Source organism: uncultured Lacinutrix sp. (assembly GCF_947500605.1).
Lineage (GTDB): Bacteria > Bacteroidota > Bacteroidia > Flavobacteriales > Flavobacteriaceae > Lacinutrix.
On sequence record NZ_CANMSJ010000003.1, the window covers coordinates 383,002 to 402,773 of the forward strand.

At 32.1% G+C, this 19,772-nt stretch carries 19 protein-coding genes; 9 read left to right on the top strand and 10 right to left on the bottom strand.

The window, feature by feature from the left end:
• Positions 1–204: 204 nt before the first annotated feature.
• Complete coding sequence (locus Q0935_RS06875; RefSeq protein ID WP_299383759.1) at positions 205–1,569, bottom strand: saccharopine dehydrogenase C-terminal domain-containing protein; 1,365 nt, start codon at positions 1,567–1,569, stop codon at positions 205–207.
• 83 nt (positions 1,570–1,652) lie between these two features.
• Between Q0935_RS06875 and Q0935_RS06880 the strand changes: the two genes are divergently transcribed.
• Positions 1,653–2,033 (top strand): DUF423 domain-containing protein, encoded by a 381-nt coding sequence (locus Q0935_RS06880; RefSeq protein WP_299383761.1) that lies wholly within the window; start codon positions 1,653–1,655, stop codon positions 2,031–2,033.
• 73 nt (positions 2,034–2,106) lie between these two features.
• Entirely contained in the window at positions 2,107–3,723 is a 1,617-nt protein-coding gene (gene pckA / locus Q0935_RS06885; protein ID WP_299383763.1) for a phosphoenolpyruvate carboxykinase (ATP), read from the top strand.
• 73 nt (positions 3,724–3,796) lie between these two features.
• On the opposite strand, the gene Q0935_RS06890 is transcribed toward pckA, so the two are convergent.
• Positions 3,797–4,543 carry a uroporphyrinogen-III synthase gene (locus Q0935_RS06890; protein ID WP_055434760.1) on the bottom strand — a complete coding sequence of 249 codons (747 nt, stop codon included), beginning with the start codon at positions 4,541–4,543 and terminating at the stop codon, positions 3,797–3,799.
• Positions 4,544–4,566: 23 nt separating this feature from the next.
• On the bottom strand, positions 4,567–5,214 hold the full coding sequence (locus Q0935_RS06895; RefSeq protein ID WP_299383777.1) for a DUF4271 domain-containing protein: 648 nt from the start codon (positions 5,212–5,214) through the stop codon (positions 4,567–4,569).
• A 274-nt stretch (positions 5,215–5,488) separates the two neighbouring features.
• Between Q0935_RS06895 and Q0935_RS06900 the strand changes: the two genes are divergently transcribed.
• The 3 genes from Q0935_RS06900 to Q0935_RS06910 all read left to right on the top strand — a co-directional run bounded on the left by Q0935_RS06900 (position 5,489) and on the right by Q0935_RS06910 (position 8,135).
• On the top strand, positions 5,489–6,211 hold the full coding sequence (locus Q0935_RS06900; RefSeq protein WP_299249853.1) for a polyprenol monophosphomannose synthase: 723 nt from the start codon (positions 5,489–5,491) through the stop codon (positions 6,209–6,211).
• Between the two features lie 4 nt (positions 6,212–6,215).
• The gene (locus Q0935_RS06905; protein WP_299383782.1) at positions 6,216–7,562 is read left to right on the top strand and encodes a dihydroorotase; all 1,347 of its coding nucleotides are present in this window, start codon (positions 6,216–6,218) and stop codon (positions 7,560–7,562) included.
• Positions 7,563–7,637: 75 nt separating this feature from the next.
• Positions 7,638–8,135, top strand: coding sequence for a DUF4296 domain-containing protein (locus tag Q0935_RS06910; protein WP_299383785.1), 498 nt, complete (start codon positions 7,638–7,640; stop codon positions 8,133–8,135).
• Here the strand turns inward: Q0935_RS06910 and Q0935_RS06915 are convergent.
• Positions 8,125–9,138, bottom strand: coding sequence for an NAD-dependent epimerase/dehydratase family protein (locus Q0935_RS06915; RefSeq protein ID WP_299383788.1), 1,014 nt, complete (start codon positions 9,136–9,138; stop codon positions 8,125–8,127). The genes Q0935_RS06910 and Q0935_RS06915 overlap by 11 nt on opposite strands.
• A gap of 89 nt (positions 9,139–9,227) precedes the next feature.
• On the opposite strand from Q0935_RS06915, the gene tyrS reads away from it, so the two are divergent.
• Positions 9,228–10,538, top strand: a complete 1,311-nt coding sequence (tyrS, locus tag Q0935_RS06920; RefSeq protein ID WP_299383790.1) for a tyrosine--tRNA ligase — start codon at positions 9,228–9,230, stop codon at positions 10,536–10,538.
• A 373-nt stretch (positions 10,539–10,911) separates the two neighbouring features.
• Here tyrS and Q0935_RS06925 read toward each other — a convergent pair whose 3' ends face one another.
• From Q0935_RS06925 to Q0935_RS06945, 5 genes are all read right to left on the bottom strand, one after another.
• A complete protein-coding gene (locus Q0935_RS06925) occupies positions 10,912–11,355 on the bottom strand; it encodes a YHS domain-containing (seleno)protein (RefSeq protein ID WP_299383793.1) in 444 nt (147 codons plus the stop codon).
• Positions 11,356–11,502: 147 nt separating this feature from the next.
• Complete coding sequence (locus tag Q0935_RS06930) at positions 11,503–12,483, bottom strand: acyl transferase (RefSeq protein WP_299383796.1); 981 nt, start codon at positions 12,481–12,483, stop codon at positions 11,503–11,505.
• 131 nt (positions 12,484–12,614) lie between these two features.
• Positions 12,615–13,370, bottom strand: coding sequence for a T9SS type A sorting domain-containing protein (locus tag Q0935_RS06935; RefSeq protein ID WP_299249835.1), 756 nt, complete (start codon positions 13,368–13,370; stop codon positions 12,615–12,617).
• 98 nt (positions 13,371–13,468) lie between these two features.
• Complete coding sequence (locus Q0935_RS06940; protein WP_299383799.1) at positions 13,469–14,224, bottom strand: T9SS type A sorting domain-containing protein; 756 nt, start codon at positions 14,222–14,224, stop codon at positions 13,469–13,471.
• A gap of 96 nt (positions 14,225–14,320) precedes the next feature.
• Positions 14,321–15,925, bottom strand: a complete 1,605-nt coding sequence (locus tag Q0935_RS06945; protein WP_299383802.1) for a T9SS type A sorting domain-containing protein — start codon at positions 15,923–15,925, stop codon at positions 14,321–14,323.
• 237 nt (positions 15,926–16,162) lie between these two features.
• Here Q0935_RS06945 and Q0935_RS06950 point away from each other — a divergent pair, with 237 nt between their 5' ends.
• Positions 16,163–16,846, top strand: coding sequence for a response regulator transcription factor (locus Q0935_RS06950; RefSeq protein ID WP_299249827.1), 684 nt, complete (start codon positions 16,163–16,165; stop codon positions 16,844–16,846).
• Positions 16,847–17,884 carry an ATP-binding protein gene (locus Q0935_RS06955; RefSeq protein WP_299249825.1) on the top strand — a complete coding sequence of 346 codons (1,038 nt, stop codon included), beginning with the start codon at positions 16,847–16,849 and terminating at the stop codon, positions 17,882–17,884. It begins immediately after the preceding gene.
• Here Q0935_RS06955 and Q0935_RS06960 read toward each other — a convergent pair.
• A complete protein-coding gene (locus Q0935_RS06960; RefSeq protein ID WP_299383805.1) occupies positions 17,867–18,916 on the bottom strand; it encodes a glycosyltransferase in 1,050 nt (349 codons plus the stop codon). The two genes, Q0935_RS06955 and Q0935_RS06960, sit on opposite strands and share 18 nt — an antisense overlap.
• 179 nt (positions 18,917–19,095) lie before the next feature.
• Here Q0935_RS06960 and trmB point away from each other — a divergent pair, with 179 nt between their 5' ends.
• Entirely contained in the window at positions 19,096–19,770 is a 675-nt protein-coding gene (trmB, locus tag Q0935_RS06965) for a tRNA (guanosine(46)-N7)-methyltransferase TrmB (protein ID WP_299249821.1), read from the top strand.
• The last annotated feature ends 2 nt before the right edge of the window (positions 19,771–19,772 follow it).

Below are 19,772 nucleotides of genomic sequence, written 5' to 3' on the forward strand. Positions count from 1 at the left end.
AAGTGTAGTAAAACTCTAATTTAAAACATAAAAGTACTAAAATAGTATGAAACTGAAACTTTAATTTAATATGATGCTTAGGTAAGTGCGTTAAGGATAGAAGTGGTATCCTTTTTTTTGCTGTCATAAATGGCAAAAAAAGATATAACGTAGAGCCTGACCAAGACAATGCCTTTAGGCAAGTCTTGGTAACGCCCAAATATATTATACGTGTAAGGGATTGTAACCTAAATAAGGTACTTTTTTCTCTTTAAAGATAATACCATAATCTTCCAGTTCTTCTAAAATTGGCTCGTAAACTTCTTTGTTTATAGGTCTTAAAACGCCAGGAGTGGTAATTTTTTTGTTAAGTATAGCCATTGCAGCCATTGCTACTGGTAAGCCAACGGTTTTTGCCATTGCTGTATAGGTTTGGTCTTCTCCTAAAGTTACCATTGTAGCATCTATTTGGTAGTTTTTACCATTTAATTGGTAACCAAATTTATGATACATTACAATCATGTCTTTATCTGTTGGGTCTAATGTCCAACTATCCATTAATATTTTTTGTAATATTTGCGCAGGAGTTGCTTTATCTAGAGTTACCATTTTTGTAGGACTAAAAATATCTAACTCTTCAAATTTATCCCAAACCACATCATCTTGGTCAATTTTTAATGCGTGTCTAAATTTAATTTCTACAGAATCTGTAGGGCTATATGGTAAAAATGAGTTTACAAAATCGCGATAACTCATGTTTTTACTATCGTCTATTGTATAGCTATCGTCTGTCATGCCTAATGCTGCAAAAACATTCCAAGCACGGCTAAAACCAACACGTCTTATAGTACCACGATACAATGTTTTAATAGCGTCAAGACCATAAATATCTTGATATTTTAAAGAATCTCTGTTGGCATAGGCTTCAAAACGCCCAAAACCATCAACTTCTAAAAACTCTGTTCGTCTAAATAAACGATTGTATGGTATGTATTTATAAGTGCCTTCTTGTAAAAATTTTGCTGCACTACCTTGTCCTGCTAAAACTACATTTCTTGGGTTCCAAGTAAATTTGTAGTTCCATAAATTATTGTCGCTTTCTGGAGCAACTAAACCACCAGTAAAAGATTCGAATAATATTAGTTTTCCGCCTTGATCTTCTATTCTATCTATTACGTGCATGGCACTCATGTGGTCGATTCCTGGATCTACACCTATTTCATTCATGAAAACTAAGCCTTTTTCTTTTGCTTGCGCGTCTAAAGCTTGCATTTCGTCGCTAACATAAGATGCTGTTACCATATTTTTGTTATAGGTAATACAGTCTTTTGCAACTTCTATATGAAAACGTGCAGGAAGCATAGAAATTACTATATCTGCAGATTTTACAGCTGTAACTCTCGATTTTTCGTTAAAAACATCTAAAGTTATTGCGGTTGCATTTTTATGATTACTTGTAAGTTTTGATGCGTTTGCTATGTCTAAATCACCAACAGTTATATGTAGGTTTTCAGTTTCAGATTTGTCTAAAAGATACTTTATTAAATAAGATGCAGATTTTCCTGATCCTATAACCAAAATGTTTCTCATATTAAGAATTGTTATGTAATTTTGTATATAAAATACGAATGTAATAAATGCTAGCGTTATTTAAACTCAAATAATACATTTATATGAATAAAAGAATATTAATTCTAGCCACTATTTTTGGCTTTTTAGCAGTTGTAATTGGAGCATTTGCTGCTCATGGATTAAAGCCCAAAATTTCTGCTTCTGCAATGCAATCTTTTGAGACAGGAGTACGTTATCAAATGTATCATGCACTATTACTATTGTTTGTTGGTAATATGGATGGTATATCTGCTAAAGCAAAAAAAATAGTGTTTTATTTAATAGGCGTTGGTATTTTGTTTTTTTCGGGTTCAATATATAGTTTGGCTACCAATAGTTTAACTAGTTTCGATTTTAGCGTAATTGGTTTTATTACTCCAATTGGAGGATTATTATTTATTTTGTCTTGGGTAGTCTTATTTGTGGAATTTGTAAAAAAATAAGATAAATAACTTGTATTTTTATCAGTATCTCATATTTATGTTTAATTTTACACTCTAAACAATAATCTAAATTATGGTAAACCATACACAATCTACGAAATCGATTTCGTTAGAACAATACGGTATTAAGAACGCTAATGTTCAATACCAACTATCTCCTCAAGAATTACAAGATATAACAATCGAGAAAGGACAAGGCGTGCAAGCGTCTTCCGGAGCTTTAGCTGTTAATACAGGTGAGTTTACTGGGCGTTCTCCAATGGATCGTTTTATTGTAAAAGACGATATCACAAAAGATCGCGTTTGGTGGGGAGACATAAACATTCCTTTCGATTCTGCTAAGTTTGATAAACTTTATAATAAAGTTGTCGATTATTTATCTGAAAAAGAAGTGTTTGTAAGAGACAGTTATGCTTGTGCAGACGAAGATTATAAATTAAATATTCGTGTAATCAATGAGTTCCCTTGGAGTAACATGTTTGCATATAATATGTTTTTACGCCCAACAGAAGAGGAGTTAAAAGATTTCTCTCCAGAATGGACTATTGTAAACGCACCAGGTTTTATGGCTAATCCGGAAGAAGATGGAACACGCCAACATAACTTTGCTATCTTAAACTTTGAAAAGAAAATAGCCCTTATAGGCGGAACTGGTTACACTGGTGAAATTAAAAAAGGTATTTTCTCTGCATTAAACTTTATACTTCCAGTATTTAAAAACACTTTACCAATGCACTGTAGTGCTAATGTTGGTAAAAATGATGATACTGCTATTTTCTTTGGACTATCAGGAACAGGAAAAACTACATTATCTACAGATCCTGAGAGAAGTTTAATTGGTGACGATGAGCATGGTTGGACTGCAGAAAACACTGTCTTTAATTTTGAAGGTGGTTGTTATGCCAAAGTAATTAACCTTTCTCAAGAACAGGAACCAGAAATATTTGCAGCTATAAAAGAAGGTGCAATTCTGGAGAATGTAAAAATGAATGCTAAAGGAGAAGTAGATTTTGAAGATACTTCTATTACACAAAATACACGTGTAAGTTACCCAATTCATCATATTGAAAATATTAAGAAGCCATCTATAGGAAAGAATCCTAAAAATATATTCTTTTTAACAGCAGATGCTTTTGGTGTATTACCTCCAATTTCTAAATTAACACCAGCACAAGCGGCATACCATTTTATTTCTGGTTATACTGCTAAGGTTGCAGGAACAGAAGCTGGAGTTAAAGAACCACAACCATCGTTCTCAGCTTGTTTTGGAGCACCTTTTATGCCATTACATCCTACAAAGTATGCAGAGATGTTAAGTAAAAAGATGTTAGATGCTAACGTTAATGTATGGTTAGTTAACACAGGATGGTCTGGCGGATCTTACGGTGTTGGTAAACGTATGAAATTAAAATATACACGTGCTATGATTAGTGCAGTGTTAAATGGTGATTTAGGATTGTATAATTACGATGATTACCATATTCACTCTGTATTTGGAGTTGCACAGCCAAGAACATGTCCTGGAGTACCAACAGAAGTGTTGAGCCCAAGAGCAACTTGGAAAGATGATAAAGCATATTATGATACTGCTTTTAAATTAGCCAATGCATTTAGAAAAAACTTCGAACAGTTTGAAGACAATGCAAGCGAAGAAATAAGACGTGGTGGACCACAACGTTATGCTTACTAAGTATAGCTAAACTATAAAACTAAAAAAGGCTTCTCGATAGAGAAGCCTTTTTTTATGAGGTGTAAAATAATAATTATTTTTTGTTTACAAGTGTAATGTATTTTTTTAATGCCATCGTCATAGAAGGTGTTTCTGGTGTTGGAGCAGCAATATCTACTCTTAAACCTTTTGCTTCTACAGCTTTTATTGTTGTGTTTCCAAACACTGCAATTCTCGTGTCTTTTTGTTCGAAATCTGGGAAATTATGAAATAAAGAATCAATACCACTTGGGCTAAAGAATACTAATATATCATAGGTTACGTTTTCTAGATCAGATAAATCACTAATTACAGTTTTGTAAAAAACAGCTTCTTTCCAGTTTACGCCTAAACCATTTAAAACTTCTGGCACTTCTGCTTTTAGTTTATCCGCTGCAGGTAATAAAAATGTTTCGTCTTTATATTTTTTAATTAAAGGAGAAAGTTCTGAAAATGTACGCTTACCAACATAGATTTTACGTTTTCTGTATACTACGTATTTTTGAAGGTAATAGGCTACGGCCTCAGACTGGCAAAAATATTTCATGCTGTCTGGCACTTTAAAACGCATTTCGTCGGCTACTCTAAAAAAGTGATCGACTGCATTTCTACTGGTTAGTATAATGGCTGTAAATTTACCAAGATCGATTTTTTGTTGTCTAATTTCCTTAGAAGGAACACCTTCTACATGAATAAAAGGACGAAAATCTATTTTAACTTTCTGTCTTTCTGACAAGTCGAAATATGGTGAGTTTTCTATTTTAGGTTCCGGTTGCGATACTAAAATGGTTTTTACTTTCATATTCTAATAGCTTTTTTAAGACCTTATTGTAGTGTATATAACTTATACAAAACTAGATAAGGTGAAATTTCAAGTGCGCAAAGATACAAAATAAAATAGAGCCAATTCTTTTTTATAGTTTTAAGATTGTTTTTTATAAATAATAGAATGCCATATACGTTAATTAAGGCCAGTAATACTGCAAAAATGGAGGTGTTTGTTTGTGTTGGATACCAAGAATAAATTAGGATAGCATTAATAGGTATTAGTAATAAACCTAAGAAGTTTTTATAACTTACTTTTAAAAAAATGTAATTATCAATAATAGCATCCATATTAAGAATACTACTTACTAAACGTTCTAATAGTATTTTAACAAGAAACAAAACACTAATACCAAAGGCTAGTTTAGGTGTTGTTATGTATTCGGTTGCAGGAATATTAATACTTAAATTAAAGCATAGTAATGTAAAAACGGTTAAACTAATAACGAGGTTTAAAAAGAGTAAGCCTTCAAAGAGGTCAAAAAACTTCTGTTCTCGAGAATAGACTTTTAAGTATCTAAAGTTTATTAATAGTACTTGAAAGTCTCTAAAACGTTTTGGAAATAAAAGTTTAGTGATTGCAACTAGAACAAGGCAAATTATTAGTAAAATGGTATATAGTTCGGTTGAAAGGACTTCTCTTAGCATGCCGTAAAATTATTATAAAATTCTTAAGGCGATGCATCATTTATTAAGAAATTTTTATAAAAAAGCAATTGTCAAATTATGTACATTTGCCAAGAACTCATTTAAGCTTTTTCTATTGTAGCTAAAATTAGTCCTAAAATATAACTAGTTAAGGTGTTTTTTTTAGTTTTATAACATAGTTTATAGACTTTAAAGCAAACAGAAGAATAGTTGTATGTTGACTTTTTTTATCAAACAATAAAAAGGAATGTGTTCGTTTAATTAAAGATTTTTAATGCAAGACGCTGTTGTAATTATACCCACTTTTAACGAAATTGAAAACATCGAGGCTATTATCGAGACAGTTTTTAGTCAAGAAAAAGCGTTTCATGTTTTGGTGGTAGACGATAATTCTCCAGATGGTACTGCAGATAAAGTAAGGGAGCTGCAAAGTAAATATTCTGACTCTTTATTTTTAGAAGTTAGAAAAGAAAAATCGGGTTTAGGTACTGCTTATATTCACGGTTTTAAATGGTGTTTGCAAAGAGCGTATGAGTATGTTTTTGAAATGGATGCAGATTTCTCTCACAATCCTAAAGACCTAGTAAGGCTTTATAATGCATGCCACCAAAAAGGAGCTGCATTAAGTATTGGATCGCGTTATGTAAAAGGTATAAATGTTGTTAATTGGCCTTTAAGCCGAATTATATTATCTTATGGTGCCTCTATTTATGTGCGTTTAATTACAGGAATGCGCATTAATGATAGTACAGCAGGTTTTATTTGCTACCATAGAAGTGTATTAGAAAGTATTAATTTTGATGATATTAAATTTATAGGTTACGCTTTTCAAATAGAAATGAAATTTAAAGCCTATTTAAAGCATTTTAAAATTGTAGAAGTTCCAGTGATTTTTACAGACAGAACAAAAGGACAATCTAAATTAAGCACAGGTATTATTTCCGAAGCAATATTTGGAGTAGTCTCAATGAAATTTAAAAGTATATTCAATAAATAAAATAATGAGCGATAAAATAACACTTATTAAAAATGCCAAAATTGTAAATGAAGGCACAATTTTTAATGGAGACATATTAATTGAAGGTGAGTTTATTACCAAAATAGATACGTCTATAAGTGCAAAATCGGCAAACGTAAATGTGTTTGACGCCGAAGGAAAGTATGTTATTCCTGGAATGATAGACGATCAAGTTCACTTTAGAGAACCTGGTTTAACACATAAGGCGAATATAGAAACCGAGTCGCGTGCAGCAATCGCTGGAGGTATTACTTCGTTTATAGAAATGCCAAATACAAACCCACAAACTACAACTATAGAAAAGTTGAACGATAAGTTCGCTATAGCAAAAGAAACAGCTTATGCTAATTATTCTTTTATGTTTGGTGGCACTAACGATAACCTTGAGGAAATTTTAAAAGTAGATCCAAAACAAGTTGCTGGACTAAAATTATTTTTGGGATCTTCTACAGGAAATATGTTAGTTGATAATCCAGAAGTTTTAGAAAAAATATTTAAAAGTACAGATTTGCTAATTTCTGTTCATTGCGAAGATGAAGCAACAATTAAAGCAAATATAGCAGTTTATATGGAGCGTTATGGAGATGATATTCCGCTAAACTTACATCCTATAATTAGAAGTGAAGAAGCGTGTTATTTATCGTCTTCTAAAGCTATCGAATTAGCAAAGAAAACTGGAGCAAGATTACACGTATTCCATGTATCTACAGGTAAAGAAACTGAACTGTTTAGTAATAAAATACCATTAAAAGATAAAAAAATCACAGCTGAGGTTTGTATACATCATCTTTGGTTTAGCGATAAAGATTACGACGAGAAAGGCACTTTAATTAAATGGAATCCAGCAGTAAAGACAGAAAAAGATAGAGAACAATTATTAAAAGCATTGCTAGACGATAGAATAGATGTTATTGCAACAGATCATGCACCACATACAATCGAGGAGAAAAACAACGTTTACACTAAAGCGCCTTCTGGAGGACCATTAGTACAACACGCTTTACCTGCTTTATTAGAGATGCATCATCGCGGACAAATATCTATTGAGAAAATTGTAGAGAAAACAGCGCATAATCCTGCTATATTATTTAATGTAGAAAAACGTGGTTATGTTAAAGAAGGCTATTATGCAGATTTAGTTGTTGTAGATTTAAACAATCCTTGGACCGTTAAAAAAGATAATATTTTATATAAATGTGGTTGGTCTCCTTTTGAGGGCACAACATTTAAATCGCGTATTACACATACCTTTGTAAATGGAGGTTTAGCATATAAAAACTTTAAGTTTTACGATACTAAATTCGCAAAGCAATTAACGTTCGATAGATAGAAATCTGGAATAGTAGATGGTTTTTTATTCCGAAAAGGAATAATTAATAAACAGTATAACTATTAAATTAAGCACATGAAAATTACACATCTTTCATTTTTAGTATTGTTTTTAACATTAAGCTCGTGTTATACTTTTAGCAAGCCAGAGAAACCTGAGAACCTTATTTCCGAAGAAAAAATGGTTAATGTCTTAGTAGATATGGCTATAATGTCTGCTTCTAAAGGTGTTAACAAAAAGAAGTTAGAAGATAGTGGTATTGTGCCAGCCGAATACATTTACAAAAGAAACAATATAGATAGTATCACTTTTGCCGAAAGCAATGCATATTATGCTTTCGATATACAAACATACAATGGAATTTACAAACGTGTAAAGGATAGTTTATTTGTTATTAGAGAAAAATATAGAGTAGTAGATAAGAAGGAGAAAGAAGAGAGAGCGGAAAAAAAGAGTAAAGGGAAAGTTAATAATCGTGAGAAACACAGTCAAGAAGATCTCGATAAGCTTAAAAATAATAGTGAATTACAAGATGGTAAAGCAGGAAAAATAGAGCCTGAAATTAAAGATTAATTTCATTTCTATAAAAACTGCAGGTTTTGGTAATTTCTATTTCTAAATCAGAATATTCAAAATCTACATGAGCTTTAATCTTATCACCATTAAATTGAGATTTCGATACTAAAGATTCTGCAAGTTGCTTTGTTAGTACTCTTCTTTTACCGGTAACTTTATGTTTTAGCCAGTCTAGTCTCCAACCTATTTGTAATAACCAATTTTCGGCCTCTTTTTTAGGAGCGTTTACAGCTAAGGCCTCTGCACAAATAGCTAAGAATTTTTTATAAGTCCAATTTTTAGATACTATAATAAAACGTTCGTTTTTAACATCGCTGTGCATGAGTGTAAAAAGTGCCTTTACAACATCGTTTACTGCAACATAACCCACACTACCATTAGTATAATATTTTAAACCATTAGCCACTGTTTTTATTATAGAACCGCTACCATATCGCCAAATACCAGGTCCAATAATAACGCCAGGATTAACAATTACAGCATCTAAGCCTTCTTGCGTACCACGCCAAACTTCTAGTTCTGCACCATATTTTGTAATGGCATACACACTATTATCTGCTTCAGGATTCCATTCTGTTTCTTCGGTAGTTATCGCTCCAGGTTTTGCTTCTCCAATGGCAGCAATAGAACTTATATAACACAGTTTAGTAACATTAAAAGCAATAGAAAGGTTAACAATGTTCGCAGTGCCTTCTACATTTGTTTTTAGTAATAAATCGAATTTATCTGGCTCGAAAGATACAAACGCAGCACAATGGTAAACGTGTGTTACATCTTTAAAAGCTTCGGTTAAGGCAGGAATATCGTTTAAATCGGCTTCAACCCAATCTATAGTATTAAAAAGCGCTTCGGCACTATTAGAATAATAAGAGAAAATACGTTTTACAGTATTAAACTTTTTTTTATTTCTATAAATAGCGCGAACCGTTTGCTTTTCTTCTAATAATTTAAAAAGCAAATGTGCACCTACAAATCCGGTTCCTCCTGTAACTAAAATCATAAGTCGAAGGTAATAAATATTCAATATAGCATCTTAAATTATATAGCTATTTTTATCTTTGCGAATCAATACACAAAATCAAGTATAAAATGGCTAATACATTTGTAGAAGAATTACGTTGGAGAGGTATGTTACACGACATCATGCCAGGAACAGAAGAGCAATTGAATAAGGAGATGACGACAGCTTATATAGGTTTCGATCCTACTAGCGATTCGCTACATATTGGTAGTTTAGTCCCAATTATTTTATTAGTACATCTTGAAAAAGCAGGACACAAGCCTGTTGCTTTGGTTGGTGGTGCTACAGGAATGATTGGTGATCCTTCTGGAAAAAGCGACGAGCGTAATTTATTAGACGAAGTAGCTTTAGCGCATAATGTAGCAGGTATTAAAAGTGTTTTATCTCGATTTTTAGATTTTAACTCTACTAATAAAAATGCTCCCGTTTTAGTGAATAACTACGATTGGATGAAGAACTTTAGCTTTATCGACTTTGCTCGTGACGTTGGAAAACGTATTACGGTAAATTACATGATGGCTAAAGACTCAGTTAAAAAACGTTTGTCTGGAGATGAAGGAAACGTTGGTATGAGTTTTACAGAATTTACATACCAATTAATTCAAGGTTACGATTTTCATCACCTATACAAAACAATGGACTGTAAACTTCAAATGGGAGGAAGCGACCAATGGGGAAACATAACCACAGGAACAGAGCTAGTAAGACGTATGCACGATGGCGAAGATCAAGCAAAAGCGTATGCTATGACGTGTCCATTAATTACAAAAGCAGACGGCTCTAAATTTGGTAAAAGTGAAGGTGGTAATGTTTGGTTAGATACAGACAAAACTTCGGTTTACAAGTTCTACCAATTCTGGCTAAACACTACCGATGAAGATGCCGCTAAGTATATTAAAATATTTACGTTTTTAGACAAAGCAACTATTGAAGCATTAATAGCAGAGCATACCGAAGCACCACATTTACGTTTATTACAAAAACGTTTAGCTAAAGAGGTAACGACTTTTGTACATTCTGAAGACGATTTTTTAAATGCTGAAAAAGCCTCTGGAATTTTATTTAGTAAAACTTTTAACGAAGACATTAGAACATTAAACGAAAGTTTATTTTTAGATGTTTTCGAAGGTGTGCCACAAGCCGAAGTTACCAAAGCAGATTTAGAAGAAGGATTAGATATGATTGCTGCTTTAGCAGATAAAACTAATTTTTTAAAGAGTAATAGCGAAGCTAGAAGAGCACTAAAAGAAAATGCTGTTGCCGTAAATAAAGACAAAGTAAAAGAAGATTATAAAATAACAACACAAGATTTAATACACGATAAGTACGTAGTATTAAACAAAGGGAAAAAGAATACTTATATTTTAAAAGTAGTATAAAAAAATATCCTTTTTAAGTTTACAGACCTCACAAGTTTTTTAACCTGTGAGGTCTTTTTATTTTGTCATTCCTGCGAAAGCAGGAATCTATATAATAAAAGTGGATTCCTGCTTTCGCAGGAATGACAGAATAGTAATACCTCAAACCTTTGCAGGAATTACAAAATAGTAAGCTCTCAAAAACAAATTAGGAATTAATTCATGTCGCTGTCCAATCTTCAATTTATCTAGTTAAAAAAAAACAAAGTTTAACTAACAAAAAAAGCCCGAATGCAAAGCTGCAATCGGACCTTTTATAAAAAATTAGTTAACCAACTAAAAACTAATTTTTCTTTTTCATAACTATTAAAGATTTAATTAATAAACCAATAAATTAATCTTCTTTACCAATAGTCTTCCAACTTTTGTCGGCTTTTTTTATTAAACCTTTCACATCTTTTTCTAACCAAGATTCTAAAGTGTTATTTCCCCAAGAATTATAGAATAAATAAAGCTTGTTATCTCTAATTTCAAAAGTTTCTGGGTCTATAGAAACCTTTTTATCGTACTCGGCAACAGCATAAGCACAATAACCACCATATTGTGGTACGTATTTGTTTGGGTTTGCTGTAAAAGTATCTAAATGTGTTTGAGATGTAAATTTATATTTTGCACCATCGTAAGTGGTGGTAAAATCTTTATGTCCTTCTATAGCTTTATTATCGAAATAGGAAACCACATCGTAACCTTCGGCTACAAAACCTTTTTTGGTATTGTAATCTGTTTGCGCTTGGCTTGTTATTATTCCGAAGAAAAAAAAGTATAGTATATATTTCATGCGATTTTTAATTATTGTTTTACGGTCACATGCTGTTCGCTATAGCTGTTTTTTTAGCGCTAAGGTTTAACAGTTCGTTTCCTATATCACGTTTGTCGGAATATATACGGAGAATTTACAAAGGCGGTTTTATTTTTTTTGCAGTTATTATAAAACCATAAGGTTGCAGCCTCTAATATCGCTAGTATCAAAACGACCAATAACCTCAAACGAGTTATCGTTATTTACACGACCTAAATCTTGTGTAGCAATAAAAGAGCAGGAGTTTATGTTTGCCAAATCGACAACATTAATACCGCCAGTTTTACCACGATCTTGTGTGGTTAAAGCATCTTCGGTATCGCGTGTAATAATACGCATCCAGTTTGGGCAATTAAAAACACCATTACCTTTAGAGTAGCCTTGGCTTAAAAGCTCGGTCATGCCATATTCGCTATGTATTGCGTTTACGCCAAAACCAGTTTTTAAAACACGGTGTAGCTCTTCTCTAATTAATTCTTTACGTCTGCCTTTCATGCCTCCAGTTTCCATTATAATGGTATTGTTAAGGTTAAAAGTATAGGCTTCTACTAAATCTAGCAATGCGAACGATACGCCAATAAGCAATACTTTTTTACCTTCGCTATCCAAACGTTTTAAGGTTTCGCTTAAAGCGGAAAGATTATCCAGGTAAAAGCCACTTTCTGGGTGATTAGAGTCTTTAATCAAGCTATCTACCATATAGATAAGAGACGAGCCTTCGCGCTCTAAATAACTTGGTAACAATGCCAATACAACATAATCCTTAATGTCGCCGTAAAACGCATTAAAACCATAGTTAAAGCTGTCTTCGTAGACTTTAACATCTGTTATATAATGCTTGCTAGTTACGCTACCTGTGGTGCCACTACTAGAAAATGTTTTTACTATGTTATCTCTAGAACTTAATACATGGTGAGACTTAAAAAACTGTATAGGTAAAAACGGAATGGCTTCTACTGTTTTTATATCGCTTGGATTTTTGTAAAGTAAATCGCAAAACGAACGATAGACAGGATTGTTGTCAAACTGAAATTTAAACACTTGCAAAGCCATAGTATTAAACTCGGCTTCGGTTTTAATGTTGAAAATTTGGTTTGGGTCTATCATTTTTTAATGCTACTGTATTTTAAATACAACGCAAAAGTAATAAATAATGCTTGTAATTAATAGTGTTTTAGGTATATAAAAAGAGCGTTACCATGGGCAACGCTCTTTTTAAAAAGTATAAAAATTAGTGATTATTTAATCAGTAATTTTTTAGTAATTGTATTATTACCTTGAGATAATCTTACTGCGTAAATACCAGATTTAAGAGAAGATACATTTAAACGCTCTGCATTTAAAGTAGTATTAATAACTTGTTTTCCTAAAATATCGAAAACCGAAACTTGTATTGCTTCTTTGCTACTTGTTTTAATGTTTACAAAACCATTACTTGATGGGTTTGGGTACATAGAAAAAGTTAAAGCTTCGAATGTTTTAATAGATAACGTTTGGTCTTCCATTAAAAAATCGTCTATGTATATTACAGAAGAACCATTAAAAGGAGTAACATCGTAAAATCTAACTCCTACTTGTATAGACGCATTTGCAGTAGCTGTGTATGTAGCAGTTACAGTTTGCCATTGGTCTGTAATGTTTGGATCAGAGTAGACAGAAAATCCGTTTAAAAATAATCTTGCTCTTGCATCATTATCTGTAGATGGATGGTATACTTTAAGAGAAACATTATAAGTAACTCCGTTTTCTACAGATAAATTTTGTCTTAAATCTGTAATCTCTTGATTGTCTGTTGTTAAAGTAACTTTTAAAGATTTTGAACCTTGATTAACAATTACTGTTTCTTCGGCAGTTGTAATACCTTCGTCAATAAGTGTCCAGTTGTTAGGCGTATTGCCTGTAAAGTTTTCGAATCCAGAATTCGATGCAATGCCTTGTGCATTACCGTAAAAGAGGGAAGTTAATAAAAATCCCCAAAGGTAGATTTTTTTCATAATTATGTTATGGTTTAATTAATAGTCGGCAAAAATAGACATAAAAAAAGGCTGATAAAATATTATCAGCCTTTTTTGTGTGTTTTAAAAAAAAGTAATTATTTAACCACTAATTTTTTAGTAGTTACAGTATTACCTTGAGATAATCTTACTGCATAAACACCAGCATTTAATTTAGAAACGTTTAAACGCTCTCCATTTAATGTAGTATTAATAACTTGTTTTCCTAAAATATCGTAAACGGCAACTTGAGTTGCTGCATTGTTACTTGTTTTAATGTTTACAAAACCATTACTTGTTGGGTTTGGGTACATAGAAAAAGTTGCTTTTTCTTCGAAATTTTGAGTTGAAAGAGTCGCAGTTGGTACTAATACAACATTATCAATTAATACACCATCACCACTTGTATTTCTAACAGAAAATATAACTTCTAAATTTCCTGCATCAGGAGTAAAAGTATATTCCATTAAAGTCCAAGTTGTAGTATTAACAGATGTGTATGATGTATAATTAGAGTAGGCTCCGTCATTATAAGCATTTCTTAAATCTCCATTTCCTTTGTAGTAGTAACTTAATTTGTATTCCTCGTTAGTTGCAGTTATTGCTTCATTTGTAAAACGTTTGTGACTAGTTCCTGTTACATTTAAAGAAACAGATGAAGATCCATCTTGAGCTTCTGTAGATTGTAATACTCCAGATAGAGAAATACTAGATCTATCTCCATGCCAACTATTTGGTACATCTGTAGAGCTAGTCCCTGTCCATGTTTCAAAACTTCCATTAGAAAGTTCGTTTTGACCAAAACTTAAAGTTAAAGAACAAATTGTAAAAAGTAAAAAGTAAATTTTTTTCATGTTGTTGTGTTTAATTAGATTAATTACCCCAAATATATATATAAAAAAAGGCTGATAAAAAATTATCAGCCTTTTTAACAATTACTTAATATAGGACTATTTAATTACTAATTTCTTAGTAGTTGTAGCACCATTTTGGTTTAATGTCATTATGTAAACACCAGCATTTAAAGTCGAAACATTTAAAACGTTGTTGTTTATTGTTTCAAATAAAACTTGCTTTCCTAAAATACTAAAAACAGTTACATTAATTGCTTCGTTAGCAGTTGTAGTAATGTTTACAAAACCTGTGTTTGTTGGGTTTGGGTATACAGAGAAGCTTGTTTTAGCATCAAAAGTAGTTGTGCTTAAAGTTAAATCTGTAAGTGTACGTGCTGTAACTTGTGGTGTACCATTAAATTCACCAACTAAAACTACTAAATCTTCAGATGTTGTTGGTATTGCTTGTCCAATATAATCTGCTTCAGAAAAGTTAGTTCTAAAGACCATAGAAGCACCATCGTTAATTGTATAATCTGTAGAGGCAGCAAAAGTTCCAGTTTCAGTAAATGTAGTACCTACTATTTTTACTAATTCAGACTGGTAATCTGCGTAGTCTGTTAATAAAGTTGCAATTGTAACTACTTCTGGAATAACAGCTGTACTAGCTACTAAAGTAGCATCTGCAGAAGGATTAAATTGTAAAACACCATTAAATATAGATACACCACCTGTAAGACCTGCCATTCCATCTGCTTCAGCAAATGTAGTTGCAATGTTACCAGGAACATCATCAATTAAAATACCTGCAGAGGCATCTTGAATGTATTTTTGGTTTCTACTTGTTCTAGTGTAAGTTACTACTGGTACACTTTGTAATAAATATGTTCCACCAGTTCCATTTGCAGTAACATCTGCTCTTAAAGCAGCAATATCTGCAACAGTTGTTAATGCGCTAACAGTAAAAGATACCATTTTAGTATCTACAACAGCATTGTTTTCTAATAACTCAACAGTAACATCGTAAGTTCCTCCATCTACAGTTGCAATAGCGTAAGGGCTTGCAACATTTGTAGCAGTTGCATTAGTTCCTACAGTAACATTAACTTGGTTACCTGCAGTAGATAAATCTATATTTTGAGTTACAAATTCTAAATCTACACTAGTAGTTCCAGGTGCAAAAGAATCATTGTCACCAGGAGCAGTAATTGTTACAGATGGTACAGTAGTTACTTGCTCAGTAACAGTATAATCATCTATGTATATAACTGAAGAACCAGTCCAGTTAGCAGCTATATCATAAAATCTAAGTCCAATATCTATAGTTTCTGTAGCACTAGAAGCGTACTCAAAAGTAAGTTCTTGCCATGCGTTTAACATATCAGGATCAGAGTAGCCTTCGTAGTTACCAACATATAAACGAGCTCTAGCTCCATTATCTGCTTGGTATACAAAAACACTAACATCGTAAGTTTTACCAGCTTCTACATTTATTGTTTGTCTAACGTCTGTATCACCTTGTGTTGGAGTGTTAACAGTAAATTTAGCAGAACTAGTACCAGAATTTACAATTGTTGTCTCTTGTTCAACAGTTGCTCCGGCTTCAGTAGACCAGCTATCGAAAGCGCCTCCTGTAAAAGTTTCAAAACCCGAATTAGCCACTTGTCCAAAAGAAACAGATGATACTAAAAGAGTTAATAGTAAAAAGTAGATTTTTTTCATAATAGTGTGTTTTAAATTAGAGTGCAAATATAAAAATAATTTATTGCTTAGTACTAATATATAGGTAGTTATAGTTTAAATTAACGTTTAAATAATATCTAAATTAGATAACTTGTTGAACTTTAAGGCTAAAGATTTTGTATGTTATTATAATGTTACCAATTTGTAATTTTTATAGAAGTATTTTAATATTTTTATCTTTGGCACGAATAATAATTCTTAAATTAAAGATTTCTAATGAATAAAAAAGACATTAAAATACTACTAGTAGACGATGAGCCAGATATTCTAGAAATTGTTGGTTATAATTTAACACAAGAAGGTTATCAAGTACTTACTGCAAGTAATGGTGTCGAAGGTGTTGCTTTGGCTAAAGCCGAAAAACCACAACTTATTGTTTTAGATGTTATGATGCCTGAAATGGACGGTATCGAGGCTTGCGAACTTATTAGAAAAGTTCCTGAGTTAAAAAATACGGTGATTACATTTTTAACTGCTAGAGGCGAAGATTATTCTCAAGTAGCAGGTTTTGATGCTGGTGCCGACGATTATATTACCAAACCCATTAAGCCAAAAGTGTTAGTTAGTAAAGTAAAAGCTTTATTAAGACGTGTAAAAACTGAGGATGCTAGTATTCCTGTTTTAAAAATTGGAGACATTGTTATTAATAGAGAAGAGTACAAAATATCTATTAAAGGTAAAGAAATTGTGTTGCCAAGAAAAGAGTTTGAGTTATTGTCTTTATTAGCTTCAAAACCAGGAAAAGTTTACAAAAGAGAAGAGATTCTTGATAAAGTTTGGGGTAACGATGTTGTTGTTGGTGGTAGAACAATAGATGTACACATTAGAAAACTACGTGAAAAAATAGGTGATGCTTCTTTTAAAACAGTAAAAGGCGTTGGTTATAAGTTTGTAGAATAAATGAAAATTAAAAAGACCTATAAATTTGCGTTAAAAACATCATTGCACATTACAGTTGTACTATCGTTAGCTATGTGCGTGTTTTTGTATGCGTTTTATACTATAAATTGGTTCTATTTATTGTTGTTTGCTTGTGTTTGTTACGGTTTATCTTTTTCGGTAATACAACACCGCGCTCAAAACTTTATCTATAAACGTATTAATAAAATATACGAAGATCTTACACTTTTAGAGTCTACTACTTTTAGAAAAAGACCTGTTACTACAGATATGGCAACACTTACTGCCGAAATAGATAGGTTTGCCAGAGATAAAAAACTAGAGATTGAAACACTTAAAATTCGTGAAGAATACCGAAAAGAATTTTTAGGTAATGTCTCGCACGAATTAAGAACACCATTATTTACAGTGCAAGGTTATCTAGAAACATTAATAGATGGTGCTGCCGAAGATAAAAATATAAGAGATAAGTATTTAGATCGTGCAAGCAAAGGTGTAGAAAGGCTTGTTTATATTGTAAAAGATTTAGACATGATTACCAAGTTAGAAGCTGGAGATGTGCGCATACAAGTACAGAATTTTAATATTATAGAACTTATAGAAGATGTGTTCGATTTGTTCGAGATGAAAGCGTCTAAAAAGAATATAACACTTACTTTCGATAGAGATTATGTAAAGCCAATTATGGTAATTGCAGACAAAGAAAAAATACAGCAAGTACTTAGTAATCTAGTAGTAAATTCTCTTAAATACGGTAAAGAAAAAGGAACTACAGAAATTAGCGTAGAAAACCTTATTAAAAACAAAGTTATTATTCGTGTTACAGATAATGGCGAAGGTGTAATAAAAGAGAATATTCCAAGATTATTCGAACGCTTTTTTAGAGTCGATAAAAGTGGTTCTAGAAAAGAAGGTGGTTCTGGTTTAGGTTTAGCCATTGTAAAACATATTATAGAGGCTCACGACGAAAAAATCTATATTGAAAGTGAATTTGGTGTGGGTAGTGAGTTTTCTTTTACACTAGAAAAGACCGAATAACGCCTTTAGGTCTGGAGTGCTATATTCCATATTTAAGCCTTTAAAAGTTTCAATGTCCTTTAATTTATTTAAACTAAACTCTTTTTGTGAGCAAGAAGGCACTAGTTTTAATGCTGTAAAACGCTGCGCTAAATACTCTTGCTCATATTGCCCGGGAGTAGGTATAAAAAAAGCACTCTTTCCTAGTTTTGCTAAATCCATAACGGTAGTATAGCCAGAACGACAGATAATAGTTTTACTACTATTTATAGCTTTTTCTAATGCTTCAGAAGTCATAAAATTATAAACAGTAAACGCTCCATTTGTAGTTTTGGTTTGCTCGGTTTCTATTATTCCTTTTACAAATAAAACCAAACCTTTATAATACTGTAACTCTTTTACTAATTTATTTTCTAGTAGAGAACGCTGAGGTTCTGGGCCAGATAATAAAACCATAAGGTCGTATTCAGTTTTGTTTTCGGTTTTGTTTAGCCTACTTAAAGGGCCTAAATATTTGGTTTTTAACTTCGATTTTTTTGTAAAATGCCCAAGCCTTCCACTTAAATTAGGATTGTTTTTAAAATCGGGAACCCAAACTTCTTTAAATTTTTTAAGCTGAAGCTGATTTAACCTCGAACTAAAATAAGTTGCATTGCCACTTAATACATTTAGCTGATGCGTAATAATTACCGACGGAATAGTTTTACTGTAAACACCAAAACGACAATCGGAGATTATACCATCAATTTCACGTGTTTTAAGAATATGTTTAATAGCTTTTTTTTCGGCTTTAAGTGTTTTTAAAATATGAGGTAACTGTGTAAATAGTTTAAAATCTAGGTGTTTTCCTTTTTTTTGATATGTAATATTTAAAGCTGGTAATGTTATAGATTCTAAATTAGGAAACTCTTTTTGTAGTAATAATAAGGCATCACCATCACTTGCAATTATTGGCGTAAAGTTACTGTTTAAAAGCCAATTAATTATTGGGATACAGCGTGTGGCATGGCCAATTCCCCAATTAAGTGGTGCGACTAGAATTTTTTTCATCATAATAAATAACAAAGATAATCATTATCAAGCTCTCGTATAATTAAGTCTTTAAAACCTAAAAACGTATAACGGTTTTTTATTAGTATAGACGAGAAACCAAGTAATACCTTTATTGCTCTGTCTTGAGGATAGTTGGTTATAAAAAATTCTTTATTTTTACCAAAAATTAATTTACAGCAGTGGGAAGTAAAAATAAGCTTAAGCGATTTAACGAAAACGAAACGTTCTCTAACGTATATCAACCAAAACGAGAAGATTTAGTTGATACAGATTACGAAATGAAAGGCCATTGGAACGAGAAACATTTTAAAAATAACAATCCGTTAATTTTAGAATTAGGCTGTGGAAAAGGAGAATACTCTGTAAATCTTGCCAAAAAATATCCAAATAAAAACTTTATTGGAGTAGATATTAAAGGTGCGCGTTTTTGGAGAGGTGCAAAAACAGGAATAGAAGAAAATATTCCTAATGTTGCTTTTTTAAGAACACAAATAGAACTTATCGATCATGCTTTTGCTGAAAACGAAGTTGATGAAATCTGGATTACTTTTCCAGATCCGCAAATAAAATACAAGCGTACAAAACATAGAATGACGAATGCTGTGTTTTTAGAACGTTATAAAAAGATTTTAAAAGCAGATGGTGTAATGAACCTAAAAACCGATAGCGAATTTATGCACGGTTATACACTTGGGTTATTGCATGGTGCAGGACACGAAGTATTGTATGCAAACCATAATGTGTACAAGCAAGAAGGTAGCCCAGAAGAGGTTACAAGCATTCAAACGCACTACGAAAGCATCTATTTGGAGCAAAACAAACCAATTACGTATATTAGATTCAAAATTAAATAAAT